The sequence below is a fragment of the Tritonibacter sp. SIMBA_163 genome (assembly GCF_046535935.1).
Taxonomy (GTDB): Bacteria; Pseudomonadota; Alphaproteobacteria; order Rhodobacterales; family Rhodobacteraceae; genus Epibacterium; species Epibacterium scottomollicae.
Map to the genome: position 1 here is coordinate 1 of NZ_JAWJBP010000032.1, position 15,000 is coordinate 15,000.

The 15,000-nt window shown below is 50.9% G+C and carries 11 protein-coding genes, 1 tRNA gene, 2 rRNA genes and 1 pseudogene (1 of these 15 only partly in view); 3 read left to right on the forward strand and 12 right to left on the reverse strand.

Features of this window, described 5'->3' with window-relative positions; all coding sequences use genetic code 11:
* The 6 genes and pseudogenes from R0J92_RS20540 to R0J92_RS20565 all read right to left on the reverse strand — a co-directional run.
* Window positions 1-2,276 (reverse strand): FG-GAP repeat domain-containing protein (locus tag R0J92_RS20540; protein WP_411052985.1); only part of this gene is annotated, 2,276 nt, incomplete at its 3' end.
* Between the two features lie 357 nt (window positions 2,277-2,633).
* A pseudogene (locus tag R0J92_RS20545) lies at window positions 2,634-2,894 on the reverse strand (IS5/IS1182 family transposase); the annotation flags it as partial.
* A gap of 93 nt (window positions 2,895-2,987) precedes the next feature.
* Window positions 2,988-3,113 (reverse strand): hypothetical protein, encoded by a 126-nt coding sequence (locus R0J92_RS20550; RefSeq protein ID WP_411052986.1) that lies wholly within the window; start codon window positions 3,111-3,113, stop codon window positions 2,988-2,990.
* Window positions 3,114-3,630: 517 nt separating this feature from the next.
* Complete coding sequence (locus R0J92_RS20555; RefSeq protein WP_411052987.1) at window positions 3,631-3,978, reverse strand: ribonuclease E inhibitor RraB; 348 nt, start codon at window positions 3,976-3,978, stop codon at window positions 3,631-3,633.
* The gene (locus tag R0J92_RS20560; RefSeq protein WP_411052988.1) at window positions 3,971-4,792 is read right to left on the reverse strand and encodes a hypothetical protein; all 822 of its coding nucleotides are present in this window, start codon (window positions 4,790-4,792) and stop codon (window positions 3,971-3,973) included. The genes R0J92_RS20555 and R0J92_RS20560 overlap by 8 nt, the downstream gene beginning before the upstream one ends.
* A gap of 7 nt (window positions 4,793-4,799) precedes the next feature.
* Complete coding sequence (locus R0J92_RS20565) at window positions 4,800-5,072, reverse strand: hypothetical protein (RefSeq protein WP_411052989.1); 273 nt, start codon at window positions 5,070-5,072, stop codon at window positions 4,800-4,802.
* Between the two features lie 380 nt (window positions 5,073-5,452).
* Here R0J92_RS20565 and R0J92_RS20570 point away from each other — a divergent pair, with 380 nt between their 5' ends.
* From R0J92_RS20570 to R0J92_RS20580, 3 genes are all read left to right on the forward strand, one after another.
* The gene (locus R0J92_RS20570) at window positions 5,453-5,773 is read left to right on the forward strand and encodes a hypothetical protein (protein WP_411052990.1); all 321 of its coding nucleotides are present in this window, start codon (window positions 5,453-5,455) and stop codon (window positions 5,771-5,773) included.
* A 243-nt stretch (window positions 5,774-6,016) separates the two neighbouring features.
* Window positions 6,017-7,143, forward strand: a protein-coding gene (locus tag R0J92_RS20575; protein WP_411052991.1) for an IS3 family transposase whose coding sequence is annotated in 2 segments (ribosomal slippage) — window positions 6,017-6,281 and window positions 6,281-7,143 — 1,128 coding nt in all. Because the reading frame shifts where the segments join, the coding sequence is not laid out codon by codon here.
* Between the two features lie 21 nt (window positions 7,144-7,164).
* Window positions 7,165-7,413: a hypothetical protein gene (locus R0J92_RS20580; RefSeq protein WP_411052992.1), complete on the forward strand. Its 249-nt coding sequence runs from the start codon at window positions 7,165-7,167 to the stop codon at window positions 7,411-7,413.
* A gap of 195 nt (window positions 7,414-7,608) precedes the next feature.
* On the opposite strand, the gene R0J92_RS20585 is transcribed toward R0J92_RS20580, so the two are convergent.
* From R0J92_RS20585 to R0J92_RS20610, 6 genes are all read right to left on the reverse strand, one after another.
* On the reverse strand, window positions 7,609-8,664 hold the full coding sequence (locus tag R0J92_RS20585) for a hypothetical protein (protein ID WP_411052993.1): 1,056 nt from the start codon (window positions 8,662-8,664) through the stop codon (window positions 7,609-7,611).
* Window positions 8,654-10,603 (reverse strand): hypothetical protein, encoded by a 1,950-nt coding sequence (locus tag R0J92_RS20590; protein ID WP_411052994.1) that lies wholly within the window; start codon window positions 10,601-10,603, stop codon window positions 8,654-8,656. The genes R0J92_RS20585 and R0J92_RS20590 overlap by 11 nt, the downstream gene beginning before the upstream one ends.
* A gap of 179 nt (window positions 10,604-10,782) precedes the next feature.
* Window positions 10,783-12,054: a metallophosphoesterase family protein gene (locus R0J92_RS20595; RefSeq protein WP_411052995.1), complete on the reverse strand. Its 1,272-nt coding sequence runs from the start codon at window positions 12,052-12,054 to the stop codon at window positions 10,783-10,785.
* A gap of 395 nt (window positions 12,055-12,449) precedes the next feature.
* A tRNA-Met gene (locus tag R0J92_RS20600) sits at window positions 12,450-12,526 on the reverse strand.
* 49 nt (window positions 12,527-12,575) lie between these two features.
* A 5S ribosomal RNA gene (gene rrf, locus R0J92_RS20605) occupies window positions 12,576-12,690 on the reverse strand.
* A 122-nt stretch (window positions 12,691-12,812) separates the two neighbouring features.
* A 23S ribosomal RNA gene (locus R0J92_RS20610) occupies window positions 12,813-15,000 on the reverse strand (it continues 647 nt past the right edge of the window).

A 15,000-nucleotide genomic window follows, 5' to 3' on the forward strand; every position in this document is an offset into this window, starting at 1 on the left:
CGCGAACGTCCAAAATGAATCGTGCCAGACGCACCGGCTTCAGCAAAATCCAGCGCACCGTCGCCGTCAAAATCACCCATTTTGGTGAAGGCCGTGGTCACCACAGAACTTGTTGCGTTTGCGGATTGAAAAGACGTTCCATTTGACAAGAAAACCTTCACGTACCGCCCCAAAGTATATGGGTCAAAGCTTCCCTGACAATTTTGGCCACCGACGGCATCGTTTATTGTAAAGACCAAATCACCCAAACCGTCAGAGTTCACATCACGAACTCTAATTCCAGAGGGTGAACTACCTGGATGCAAATCGGGTAAATTCCCAGCGCCAAGCCAACGTTGCCTTGGGTCGAAATAGTTACCATGTGAAAGGGAGACAAACACTTCGTCCCCCTGGCCAGCGTGGACTACATACATGACCAAATCGTCTCTTCCATCACCGTTCACATCGCTAAAGTGATAAGATGTTCGGCGTAGATTTGAACGACTTTCAATTCCTAAGGCGCGATTAGGAATGGATGCAGTGTACCAACTTGGCGTTGCCCGATGCTGTGGGCGCAACAAATCCCAGTTCCGATTTGCATTCATATCACTGGTAAGATTGTCGGTCATACCATCGCCATCGATGTCGAAGCTACGAAATCGGACATGAGGTCGAGCTATGCCGGTGCCTTCGATATTGCGACCATTCAAGTTGTAAACATAGTGCCCAAAAACAACCTCAGAAGCAGGATCAAGATCAAAGTTTCCATAGGCGACACCGCCTTCACCTGAACTTTTGAGTTCGTTGCCAAGTTCGGCTGAGGACCCGTTAACTGACACCCCTCTTAGATAATAGTCAGTGCGGTCATATCCGTTATTGGAGCCCCCGTAGAAATAGCGATGCGTGCGACCATCTAGATAAATTGGGTCTTTTTGCTGAAAACGGCCATCCCCATGCAGAACAAATCCAGTGGGGTAGTGGACACCTTCGGATGCTCCGGTGTCTTCGTAAAATGCTTCTCGAAGCTCGGCTGGAATACTAAAGGATGAGATGTCACGCTCCGCATCTACCTCCAAAAACTTTCCAAGAATTTCGGGACCAGGAACCCGCCTAGGATCGGCGTTATCCCCATTGTAACAAAGTGCATCGGGATATCTAAGTGTGTGGAAAAGCAGTTCGTCGGCTCCGTCGTTGTCGATATCCCAGATGCGCGGGTTCGGTGGCAGGTCCTGGTTTGGATATCTAACCTCATCAAACCCCAGCGCGTCGCTTTCATATGTCATCTTATAGGGCGCAGCGAGGGTCGCGCCGCCCGTGATTACCGAACCACGATTGCCAAAATTCCGGCCATATTGCTGCACTTGGGCCAGCCGGGTGGTGCCTACCTCCGGGCTGGCTGAATAGCTCAGTTTATAGGCGCGGATCTTGCTGCTGTCGTTGTAGACCCGCACCGAAATCAAACGCCTGGTCTGCTGGCCCAGGCCTCCCGCGCCGGTTGCCCATTGTGACATCGGCAGATCGGTATTCTCATAACCGTAGAGCACCTTGTAACCCGCATACTCGACCTTCGCTGGCCGATAGGCCCAGCCATAGTCGCCAGCAAAATAGTAACTGATTGTCACCACATTGGCGCTCTGCTGGGTGTCACGGATCTCCGCCAGCAACCATTTGTTGGTCATCAGCTTGTCCAACCCACTCCCCGGTGACGGCGTGTGGCCGGACAGCGTTTTGAGAGACTTGTAAATATACCGCGTTCCGTCCTTGGAGTAGATCGTCCAGGTCGAGCCGGACTTGACGATCTTGCGGTCACTTTCCCGGATCGTTGAAAAATTCCCGTTCGCAAGGCAACTGGCACTTTGATGATCGCTCTTGAAACGCGCTGGGTATGCCCCAGGCCACGGCGTCTTATTCGACAGCGTACAGGCCATGAGCGGCTGCCCATCCAGCATAAAAATGTCATCTGCATCACGAAACGTCGGCGTCCCGAACTTCTGCGACACTCGCTCGATTTCGGAAAACCCCTTGAGCTTCCAACCGGTTCCGACAACATCCATTGAATGCGAGCGAGCGTTTCTTGATGAGCTATAGTCCAACCCCAACCCCGGCACGAGCCCTCGAAAGGCTGGCGTTTCAAAGTCGATACTGTAGCTAAAGCCGCCACTCTGAGTCGCACGGTAGCTCTCGCTGGCGTCTTGCTTGTCGGGTGGTGTGAACTCAAGCGCCTGGGCCGATGTGCTATTTGAAATATTCAAAAATACAAATAAAGCAGCGCCAAAAGCGCGAAGCAGCTTACTCACTTCAGGAACCTCAAATCTAGCTTCAATAATTGTCTAAACACCAATACCCGATCAGGAAAAACAGACCCAGATCATGCAATCTTTACCATACAAATCGGTCAGTTGATTGCAACCCCGAGCTGTGGAACAGTTGCGAAACCTTGTTGCTTTAACGGCACGATCTGTCCTCAATCATGCCTCTCGATATTGATCATATCACGTGACTTATCTTGTAGGCATCACCGTTCGCGAAGCGAAAGTCGTTGTTGCGCAACTCATGCCTGAGGCCTGGTGGCCCCGTTCCCGTCGGCGTCATTCGACGCGGACGATTTCAGCGGTGCAGAGCGGATTGATGAGGGCGATACGCATCTGGATTTAAGCGTTTTGCAGGTCTGGGCCTCTTGAGGCGATGCCCTCGCCGAAGGCCTTGAGGCACCGCATTTTCGCTTCGATCCAGCTTTGGAAACGCTATCCAGTCCAACGCTTCTAGAACGCGCTGCATAGTGCCGGGTGGCGCGGAAGGGTTTCGTTTCGGATGATTACCTTCGGGCAGCGCTCATTCAACGGCCGACCGTTTTTGCGGATAGGGATGATCGGCGTGGCCTGAGTATCGATAATGGCGGAGTGGCAGAGGCGCGTGGCAGCAATCAATCCGAAGACCGTCTCATAGGTCGCAGGTCGCAAGCCACCTTGGGGAGCAAGGTGTTGGGCCTCGGCGAGAAGATTCCAGATCTACTGCTCCGAGTAGATGCGCGGTACCAGACGGCGATGAGCGATCACCGCGGTGCGAGATATCGAAGTCGTCGCGGCCAGCCGGATCGCGACCGCACCCACGGTGATCTCGACAGGCTCGCTCACGCTTGGTTAGAAATCCGGCACGCGGGCCGCGACCCCCATCGACGCGAACTCCAGGTCACCCGCGAACGCCCTTCCGTGCAATTGATAGACCTCGGGACAGGTCGTTTTCTAAATCGCGACACGCTTTCCGTCCACTATCAGCGACTTCCCTCTAACGCCCGACGGCGCTTTTTTCGCGGTCAACAACCCAACCTTGTCGAGGTGACAATCCGCGCGGCAACAAAAAAATGATACGGTAGCATTGTAATTTCAGAGTGATTCGCCAATCGCGCCGCCGCTTCCAGGCAACGTGTGGCGCGTAAACTGAATACCACTCGCCTGGACAGTGCGGAGGCCGAGCAAGCGCGGCTGAACGCGCTTCTGACCGATCAGTGTGATAAAGTGGAAACGTCAACGAGGCAGGGCTTTTTGGTCCGAATGTTGGGAGGGTAGACAAACTTCGAGCTGACACAGAGATGTGGTTCTCTTGCCCCTACAGAAAACGTTGCGAAATCGTTCACTTTTAAGACAGGTGGTATTATTCTTTGAATTCCCACAAGACTTTGACGGAATCGAAGCCATTAGACGATTCGAGTAGTTTCTTTTCTATTTCCGTAATGTATTCGGCAGTGGGGCGCATCTCAACACATAGAACGAGCTGGAAATCTTCCGGATCGTCAATGATTATAAACATTCCGCCCTCAGGGACTTTGTACTTATTCCTGAAAACTTGCCGAACTTCTTTGCAATTTTCTTTTGTTGGCAATGATACGCTAAACTCGAAGTCCCTCTTCTTTTTCGTATCGAGACCATTCTTTTCCAACCGCAGCAGAATTTTCGAGTTTTCTCGCAAGATATCAGAGTGGTCGAGAGCATCGCTATCCATTGCTATCTTCCTCGTTATATTTTTTACCAGGTGAGTTTACTTTGTTGTGGTTGCTGGGATTTTCCACTCCACCATCTCCTTGGATTCTGTCATCTTCGTCCTTGAACGCGTCACGATCATTTTCAGATGGGGACCAATCAATGTCTGTTTGACCAAGGTCGTACCCCTTTTCTCGCGCTTTCTGCCGAGCCGAACGCCTCGCTCGATCTATCGGCCCTTTACCATGATATCGCGTGCCATCGGGGAAATCGATAGTATAGCTCCCTGACTCATGTACTGTTATTGAAATTGCACCATCATTAACTGGTGTAGAAACAGTGAAGCCGCCGGGATTACTTTCAGGTGAAAGCATAGTGCCGCTTACGCTTACACCAGTGTTCGGAATTGCGGGGGTACCATCACCAACTTGAACGCCAGCACTGCTCATTCCCCCGAAAAGGCCTGCGCCAGCGAGACCGAGTTCCTTGGCTCCATTGGCTATGCCAAGCCCTTGCGACCCATTTACTTTACCATCATCCCAGCGGTCGATAAGGGCGTCGGTAGCCACAATGCCGACCACCACAATTCCGCCAATGATATCCCCAGGACTAACGTCGGACATGTTGCCGTTGGGATCTCGATTATTGATTGGATCATTGAACGAATAAGCATAGCGGTTTGTACCTACTCTCGGGTCAGACGGGTCCCACCAGTCAGGCTGAATGAACATTGCCTGAGATGGGGTGGCGATAATCGAGCAAACCGATATTGCCAGAATTAGTTTGTGCAAAATACGGAGCATAAGGTTCTCTCCAAGCGTGTAATTTGTGTTCAAGGTTACCCTACTTTTTCAAGGCCTGCCAACCCAAAGATTCCGCCCTGTCAAACATATCCTGATTGATCCTCTGAAGGTAGGCCAGATAGGGGTGTCGATCCTCTGGCACGTCCTGCGCCGTTGGATATTTCTCGTGAAACTCCCTGTGCAGCAGTTGGTAGGACGCCGTTGCCTTCTTGACCATGATGTAGGCGAACATCTGGTAGTGCTCGATCAGGATATCGGCCACCGCCATAGCATCGTGATAGCGCCCTTCGGAGATCAGCTCCTCCACTACCACGGCGGCGATGACGGCGACGGATTGCTCGTTGGTCAGCGGCGAGGCCGCAGCGCCCTGATGTCCAGCAGCAAAGCGGTGCCGCTGCCGGAAGAGATATCCGATCAGCTGATCAGAGTGGGAAGTCGAACGCGTCCATTTGCCAAGCCTGGTGTTGGTCAGCGTCCGGATCCCGCGAGATACCTCGGGAAAGAACCTAACGGCTGCAGCAAACTTCCGAAATTTTCGCAGTTCTGGTTCGTTTCACCGGCCGAATAAAAGCTCGATAATACAAACCTGAAGTTTTCCACATTCTTCATTCGGCGAGGGCCAAAAATCGAGAGCAATATCGTCTATCAGTTCCTATGTTGATGGCAACAGACGCAACAATAGGAGATCGGGTCGTGGAGTTCATCGCTCGCCAGAAATGGGATGCAAATCTGTCAGCCGAGGATAGCCTCATCGCCTTGGACACGATGGAGCGCCTGGGGTTCGAGAAGCGATCGGAGTTCATTCGGCATGCTCTGACCAACCCAGTCCTGGCTGAGCAAAATTCAGCGTTTCGTGCAGTCTGGCAAGCAACCGTCTCATTGACGGAGTTACGCAATTATGTGCGGGCGCGATCCGAACATGACCCGGGAGATGTCTCCCGGATAGAGAGCCAATTGCGAGACATCCATATCGCTCTTCGAAAGGCGATCAGCGCATGCCCAGACCGTTCTTGATTGAGCATCGGGATCCTGGACGGCTCGCGACGTACGTGATGCGGGACACCGGCGAATTTCTCGATGGTAATATTCCGGGGTGGTCGAAAGAGGATGTTCTGCTAGCGATGCAGGACGGCATCGACATGGACCAACCGCGATTTCTACATGTCACGATTTCGATGCCTCCTAGACTGCGGCTTTAGCTGAGCCTCCCCCTTTGAAGTGGCCCGCCCCTATAGTTAGGAAAGTGGAGGACCAGAGATGGCGATTAAGAGACCCAAACCCGAAGAGATTGTCGTGAAGTTACGGCAGGTTGAAGTTCTGATAGGGCAAGGCATGCCCCGGATTGATGCGATCCGACAGATCGGCGTGACTGAACAAACCTATTACCGGTGGAAGAAGAAGTACGGCGGAATGGGCGCGGAACAACTCAAGGAACTGAAGCGGCTCCAGAAGGAGAATGAACGCCTGAGACGGGCTGTGTCGGACCTGACCTTGGATAAATTGATCCTGTCAGAGGCCGCACGGGGAAACTTCTGAGCCCCTCGCGTCGACGCGCCTGCATCGACCTGGTCCGCAGCCAGATGAAGGTTTCTGAGCGTCGCGTTTGCCGCGTTCTGGGCCAGCACCGGTCCACACAACGGCGATTGCCACAGGGGCGTGACGACGAGGAGCGCCTGGTTGCTGATATGATTGAGTTGGCGCGTCAGTTCGGTCGATATGGCTATCGCCGGGTTGCAGCCCTGCTGCGAGACGCAGGCTGGCATGTGAATGACAAACGTGTCGAGCGTTTGTGGAAACGCGAGGGGCTTAAAGTGCCAATGAAACAACCGAAGAAAGGACGGCTCTGGCTGAACGACGGATCATGTGTCCGGCTGCGCCCCGAGTATCGCAATCACGTCTGGTCGTATGACTTCGTACACCACAGAACAGACGATGGCCGGGCGTTCAGGACATTGAACATTCTGGACGAACACAGCCGGGAATGTCTGGCGATCCGGGTGAAGCGGAAGCTGAACTCGACCGAAGTCATTGATGCTTTGACCGACCTGTTCATTCTTCGGGGCGTGCCTGCCTACATCAGGTCTGACAACGGCCCCGAATTCATAGATGAGGCCGTCAGAGGCTGGATCACAGCAGTCGGGACCAAGACCGCATTCATCGAGCCCGGGTCGCCGTGGGAAAACGGATACTGCGAGAGCTTCAACGGGCGGATGCGCGACGAATTGTTGAACGGTGAGATCTTTTACTCGCTGCGAGAAGCCCAGATCATCATCGAAAGCTGGAGGAAACACTACAACACAAAACGACCACACAGTGCATTGGGCTACCGCCCACCAGCGCCTGAAGCCATCGTACTGATGGACCAAAGGCCGATCATGCACTAACTTTCAACTTGGACCACTTAAATGGGGCTGCTCACCTGCCCCACCTCGGACAGCAACCGCGCCCGCTGGCCGACACACGAACTGTGGCTCCAGACGGGCAACGTCATTGCCCTCGACCTGCACGAGAACTGTTCCGGCGTCCTGCCCAGCGAAGTCATAGAAACCAACCGGGCCGAACACATGCGCATGTTGGACCGGCAAATTCTCGGCTTGCTAGTGTCGCGAGCTGCTACGTCTGATGTTCAACCAGCGGACTTTGAAATTTTTTAGACAACCACATCGAAGTTCTGAAACGCCTTTCAGAGGAACACCCACTGCCCATAGCTGACCGACTTTGCAAAGCTTCCCTCAAATACCTTTTCAAATAATGTACAACAATTGGCGACCGCAAAAGCCATATAGACAACATCAATCCTGATTATAATGTCAGGAGTGTTTAGAATGCCTGTAAGAAAATAGCAGTGTCTAAGTTTCCAGGTCCGATAACCTCACATAAGCAAGCGGCTCGAATCTATCTCTGACGCGAAAAAAATGAACGTCACCGCGAGCTTCAACGTCTAGAGGCGCATATGCCGTAGGAATCCTACAAACTACTTCTATTCTCCGATCACACAACGCTGCAATGCCTAGCCCGAGAGCATGGCTTTTCGATCCAATTGCCATAGCAGTAACACCCGTGCTGCCCGAGGCAGAAAGGGCCGTCTGAGTATAACTACAAACCCCAATAGCGTCGTGCAGTTTTAGATCCGTATTACTTGTATTAGGTTCAGACTTTAGCTCTTCATAGGCAACGCGTTCCGAAGCATGCATCTCTCTTTCATCAGAGGGTGCGGACTCACTGATATACACTAAAAATACATTTCTTGGTTCAAGAGTTCTAACAAGAGGTAGAGAATGGCCTATTTCACCGCCAACACTAACGATAAGATCCCTATTGGGTGGCAAAAACTCACCCGGCGACAGATAAGGAATCCTAACTGGCGTCCACTTACCCAAAGAAACAAGACTTCGGGGTCCTCCCAAGTTAACATCCGGATCTTCATTACTGCTTGTTAAGTCATACTTTCCAGGTGCATAGAGGCAGTCAAAGTCCAACACTAAATCTGCGCTCATACAAAGCCCAAGAAGGAAAAGTACATAAGCCTTTGGCAAACAAGTTATATTTACCAATACCTTCAAAGGCCTCCTCTTAGCCCGATACAGATCAAGTATTTCCTCTTTTAGGGTTGCAAAATTTTCATCAACTCTAACAGATTTCTGCAAGTCTACTCGAGAAACAGAGGTGAAATTTTCCCTGAGCCAAAGTTCACAGGTATCTTTTTTGGCTTCGACTCTCTCATCATCAGTGCAAAATCGAAAAGCAACTACCGACGCTCCCGAAAGATCCAATTTGGAAAAAGCAAAATTTGAACGGGTCTCCCAACTTATCGTAGTGAGCACATAATCATAATTTGACGCAGGAAGGTTGTCCTCAAGCTCCTGATGTCCGCAGTTAAAATGACCAAAGATCTCATTTCTCATCAAGATATCCTTTACCGAGTGGCAAAAACATTTGCTGCGCTTCACGCCCTCCGGATGTGTCTACCACTACTTGTTCGGCCCATTGCGCAGGCGTTAGAGCGTCACCTCTAAAACAAAGCGCTGCTAAGTCGTCGCTAGACACGCGCACTGGTTCATAGGCACCTCGAACTGAGAAACGAAAGTTTGGGGCGAACCGCCGGTGCAACCGAAAGACACAAGGAGAGATTTGAGACATCAACGGGTTCTCTGGCCCTTTAAGCGACTTAATATCTACAAACCTTAGATAACCCGCTAACTCCGCTTGCTCTATCAAGAAATGCAAATTCTTATCGTCCGGATAATGCCTATCTCCCTCGAAGCTATGAAAATTTACGATGAAAACACCTCTCTCTGCTGAAGACAAAACCCGGGGATCACCTGGCTTAGATTGCAGCCACGAAGTCAAATGACCCAGCCCGGAAACCAATCTGGCCGTTAAATCAGTATTCAGATCAGATCGATTCGAAATCCCTCGAAAGTAAGCGTTGCTTGCCTCATAAATACCTCGGGACTGTATTTTGCGAGAAATTTTAGTTCGCGAACCCGCAAATTCGGAAAGTTTCTCTCTACTTAAATCTGCCGATCCCTTTTCATATGAATATGCCTCAAAGACATCTCCCATAATCTCCAAGAAGTCGCGGATAGATCCATCCGCCAACATGATAATATTATTTGCCCCTTCTAATGGCAGCCTAGAAACCGACAGAGCTCTTGAAATCTGAAGCAGGGCATTTTGCTGCTTTCTCCGCAACCAAGCGCTAAATGCAGGACTTGTAAGATCACTGGCAAAGCGCCCAATACGCTCTATGTCGGAATCTCCGAATCCACCAGAGAAGTTCCGTTCACCTTCTCGCCAGTGCAACAAAGTGTAGGCTTCATAATATGGCAAATTGGCGTCGTCTGTCCGCCTCTTCCCCTTCCTCGGCGCCGGAAGCTCATCCACACTTAAGGCTAAGTTTCTCGCTGCTCTAAAGATTTGCTGCGCGAGCGGTCGATTGGACTTGGAAATGATCTGGTGCAGAAGACCGTTGACTGTTTGCGTTCCCAAACGTTCAGAAAGCGGGAACAACTGAAGCACGTTTTCTCCGCTATCAAGGTCTCGAGGGTCCTCGGCAATAGAGAACAGAAGCCGTAAACTTACGACCGCTTGGCAAAGTTCCTCAAAATTGCTTGCATCCCTGCTATCCAGAGGAATATTTCTTCTGTCGGCATCAGTAATTGGCTGAGAGGGAATAAAGGTTTCCCCGCTCTCCCACTCTTTGCCTACGGAAGAGACGACCCAAGAAATCGGTGCGCGGCCTATCCTTATAAGGGTTATCAGACTTTTGCGTTGAAGCTCACTAAGAACCTCGCAATCATCCAAACAGAACTTAATGGAAACCCCGTGGCTCGAACGCTCTTTATCAGAAAATGAAATTCTCTTTACGAGACGTTCGGCTGCAAAATTTAGTAATTCCCCAGGGTTTCGAAGTGGGATTTTCGCCAAAATTTCCGAAATCTCTCCCTTCCCAAAAGCATTATTGATTTCCCTTGAGAGCATTCGAAAAGTTCGAGCCAATCCGATGAATGTTTCTCGACCGTCCGAACCAAAATTCCTCAACCCCGGAAACTCTTCGACCAACAACTCACAAATTTCTATCTCGCCAGATGGACTATATGTTATCGCATTTTCGAGCCTCAGCTCATGCAATGAGCTTAGCAGACGCTCCAGACAAACCGCTTCAATTATGAGTGAAAAGAGGGAATGGTACTCAAGATCCTTATTTGGAGCAGACGAAAGTACATGCTTCCAGCTTGGATGATGCAGTGACGTAGAAATATGATCTGGGAATCGAACATAGATGCCTATGTGATTAAAGTCTTCGAACTTCTTTTGTAGCCGCAGGGAGGGGTTGTACATCAACTCCTCCCAGCAAATCCCTCTAAGCAAGCTAGTTTTTCCACTACCTCTGCTTCCAAAAACGAATACAGGCTTTTCCTCAACCAACTCTTCAGCGGTCTTGGTAAACCAAATGAGAGGATGACCGTTACTATGGTGTTCCCACCTGGTTGGTCGAAATGGGTTAAATTTTGATCCCATCATATTACAGACCTCACGATCCAGTGCTTGCTTGACATGTCGGAGTTTTCAACGCTGATGAACCGTTCGGCCATCAGGATCTCTAATTCCTCCTGAAGCTGTCCTTCATCTAATTTTGCATTCAGATCTTGGCAAAACTGCATTAAGTCTCCCCAGAATACGCTTTTCTGTTTCAGAATTTCAGCCAGAACGTCACCAGAAATCGTAGATTGCGCCCTTCTCCGATGCGACAAAAGGGATACAGTCATATCTTGCTCACGTGATAGATGGCCTGTCTTTCCTATCCGCCAAGGTTCAATTTTGACCGCTAATGGCATATCATCGGATGTGAAAACCACTTCGATAATATTGAAGCCGCATGATAGCTCTGGAGCTGAAACCGATATGGTTTTTTTCCCAGACGGATCAGAAACGACCTCAACCGGATCATCATGGATGTGGCCGTGCAAAAATATCGTAGGCTGCTTGGCCTCTAACAAAGTTGCCCTCAATGAACCCGAGTTTATAAGCTCAGTGTAGGGTGCAATACGCGTTAATCTTTGCGGCAACAAATTGTGATGGGCTACAATGAGATGAACTTTTTCAGCCCTACTTGACTGCAGAACTGAGACTAGCTCCTGGATTGCAGAGTCGGATACAGCTGGAGCGTCAAGTTGCCTATCATAGTAGATTTCTAGTGCCTTCGGATCTTTGTCCAAAACACGTTCTATTGCTGCTGAGACCTCATCTCGAAATAGGCTCGGCACACCATCGGAAACGCCACAACCTATACAACTGTTTAATAGGTGGATCTCAAAGTTTTTTTCCGATCCGGGCAGTGTCACAGATTTACAAGAATCATAAGGGAAGGGAGTTATCCCTTTCTTGAAAAGAAACTCATTTAGAACCTCGAATTTTCTGTTTTTGTCTGGCAGCTGCGCCAGATCTCTATCTATGTCATGATTTCCTGGCACGACATAAACCGGCAAGTCAGAGTAAGTTCTGCTCCCTCCTATTTGGAGCGCCTCTACTAGATAGGTAATACCGTCTTCGTATCCATTTATCTTGCCACGATCCGTAGCGTCTCCCATAAACAGGACTGCAGATACTTTGCGTGCTTCTATAAGGTCAGAGCACTGCCTCATTACAACCTTCAATGCTGAAGTTGAAATCCGATTTCGGAATTCAGGAGCGAACTGCTTGTCTTTGTCGTCGATATTCCTTGGCCCTTTTACTGCCGTCGGAAAATGAAGATCGCCCAACTGAAGTAGTCGCAGACGTTTGAGTGGCATTCCCTCATCCTATCCTTAAGCGGCACCTGTCAATCTCTCAGACAATCACCATTTGCTTGACTAATACATAGCTTGGTTGTGCTATGACAAGCCTTCCCTGAAACACTTAGCTTTCCCTTCATTTCAACTGTGCCTCTCAAATATCGGAGATCCACAACCCACTTCAACGTAGGAAAGTCGATAGAGAATCGAAATGCCTGCTGCGGAAGAATAACAACGACAGTTTGCCCGCGACGTTCGTTCGCAGGACAGCGGTGCAGTCGCCAACTTTGTTGCCTTCACGCCACAGCTCCGACTTCGCCCCATTTGCTTCCACAGTGCTTCCACGGATCTTGAGGCGGAAACGCGAAAAGCGCCCCATGGGGCGCTAGTGCATTGATATTTCTATATATCATTGGTTGCGGGAGTAGGATTTGAACCTACGACCTTCAGGTTATGAGCCTGACGAGCTACCTGGCTGCTCCATCCCGCGGTGTTTGTTTTGTTTGTTGTCGTTTTGAGAGAATTGGGGTTCTTATTAGGTTTGGCGGTGCCCTACTCTCCCACACCTTAAGATGCAGTACCATCGGCGCAACAGCGCTTAACTTCCGGGTTCGGGAAGGGACCGGGTGTTTCGCTTGTGCTTTGGCCACCAAACCGAATAAGAACCCCGCTAGACTTTTTTTGTCTAGCAAATCAACGTTTTGACCTTTTTAGGAGGTCAACGAGTTGTCCAAGTTTTGTGTATGCGTTTTTGGTGTGGCTGTCTTTTACTGGATCAGATCAAGCCAATCGGGCGATTAGTACCGGTCAACTGAATGCATTGCTGCACTTACATCTCCGGCCTATTGACGTGGTGGTCTTCCACGGCCCTCAGGGATACCTTGTTTTGAGGGGGGCTTCCCGCTTAGATGCCTTCAGCGGTTATCCTTTCCGAACATAGCTACCCAGCACTACCGTTGGCACGATAACTGGTCCACCAGTGGTTCGTTCACCCCGGTCCTCTCGTACTAGGGGCAACTCCTCTCAAGTATCCTACACCCACGGCAGATAGGGACCGAACTGTCTCACGACGTTCTAAACCCAGCTCACGTACCTCTTTAAACGGCGAACAGCCGTACCCTTGGGACCTGCTCCAGCCCCAGGATGAGATGAGCCGACATCGAGGTGCCAAACACTGCCGTCGATATGGACTCTTGGGCAGTATCAGCCTGTTATCCCCGGCGTACCTTTTATCCGTTGAGCGATGGCCCTTCCACTCGGGACCACCGGATCACTATGGCCGACTTTCGTCTCTGCTCGACTTGTCAGTCTCGCAGTCAGGCTGGCTTTTGCCATTGCACTCAACGAGCGATTTCCGACCGCTCTGAGCCAACCTTCGCGCGCCTCCGTTACGCTTTAGGAGGCGACCGCCCCAGTCAAACTACCCGCCACGCAGGGTCCCGGATCCAGATAATGGACCGCGGTTAGACATCAAGAGTGCGAAGGGTGGTATCTCAAGGATGGCTCCACAGGAACTAGCGTTCCTGCTTCAATGCCTACCACCTATCCTGCACATCACAATCCTGATGCCAGTGCGAAGCTGTAGTAAAGGTGCACGGGGTCTTTCCGTCTAACCGCGGGAAGCCTGCATCTTGACAGGCAATTCAATTTCGCTGAGTCGATGTTGGAGACAGCGGGGAAGTCGTTACGCCATTCGTGCAGGTCGGAACTTACCCGACAAGGAATTTCGCTACCTTAGGACCGTTATAGTTACGGCCGCCGTTTACCTGGGCTTCAATTCGGAGCTCTCACCCCTCCTTTTAACCTTCAGGCACCGGGCAGGCGTCAGACCCTATACGTCGTCTTGCGACTTCGCAGAGCCCTGTGTTTTTAATAAACAGTCGCCACCCCCTGGTTTGTGCCCCCGGATTCCACTTGCGTAGGACCCGGGCCTCCTTCTCGCGAACTTACGGAGGTATTTTGCCGAGTTCCTTCAACATCGTTCTCTCAAGCGCCTTGGTATTCTCTACCAGTCCACCTGTGTCGGTTTAGGGTACGGTCTGATGGAGGGCTATTTCCAGGGACTACTTAGCAGCCCGCCCAATCCGATAAGGGCAAACTACCTTCGCAATCCGTCACATCCTCCTGGCCTAGGAATATTAACCTAGTTCCCATCGCCTACGCCTTTCGGCCTCGGCTTAGGGGCCGGCTTACCCTGCTCAGATTAGCTTTAAGCAGGAACCCTTGGACTTTCGGCGAGAGTGTCTCTCACACTCTTTGTCGCTACTCATGTCATCATTCTCGCTAGTGATCTCTCCACGGGATCGCTCACGCGCCCGCTTCATCGAAAGCTCCTTGCGTCCAATCCTTCCCGAAAGAAGGTAAGGACGCATGGAACTATGTCACACTACGCTCTGCTACCATGCACTATGTGCATCCTCGGCTTCGGCTCATGGCTTGAGCCCCGTTACATCTTCGCCGCAGGACGTCTTATTTAGACCAGTGAGCTGTTACGCTATCTTTAAAAGATGGCTGCTTCTAAGCCAACTTCCTGGTTGTTTTGGACATCCCACCTGCTTTCCCACTTAGCCATGAATTAGGGGCCTTAGCCGGAGGTCAGGGTTGTTTCCCTCTCCACTACGGACGTTAGCATCCGCAGTGTGTCTGCCATCTAGTACTCCCGGGTATTCGGAGTTTGGTTAGGATCAGTAAGCCTGTGGGGCCCCATTACCCATCCAGTGCTCTACCCCCCGGGGTATTCGGATGACGCTCTACCTAAATAGATTTCGCAGAGAACCAGCTATCTCCGAGTTTGATTGGCCTTTCACCCCTAGGCACAACTCATCCCGACCTTTTTCAACAGGTGTGGGTTCGGACCTCCAGTGCGTGTTACCGCACCTTCATCCTGGTCATGCCTAGATCACTCGGTTTCGGGTCTGATCCCACGAACTCATTCGCCCTATTAAGACTCGCTTTCGCTGCGCC

What these genes read in the sequence shown, in the direction of transcription:
- R0J92_RS20580 (WP_411052992.1), top strand. Translation starts at nt 7,165, where the DNA reads ATGGGGCTGCTCACCTGCCCCACCTCGGACAGCAACCGCGCCCGCTGG.
- R0J92_RS20585 (WP_411052993.1), bottom strand. Translation starts at nt 8,664, where the DNA reads ATGAGAAATGAGATCTTTGGTCATTTTAACTGCGGACATCAGGAGCTT.
- R0J92_RS20555 (WP_411052987.1), bottom strand. Translation starts at nt 3,978, where the DNA reads ATGGATAGCGATGCTCTCGACCACTCTGATATCTTGCGAGAAAACTCG.
- R0J92_RS20595 (WP_411052995.1), bottom strand. Translation starts at nt 12,054, where the DNA reads ATGCCACTCAAACGTCTGCGACTACTTCAGTTGGGCGATCTTCATTTT.
- R0J92_RS20590 (WP_411052994.1), bottom strand. Translation starts at nt 10,603, where the DNA reads ATGTACAACCCCTCCCTGCGGCTACAAAAGAAGTTCGAAGACTTTAAT.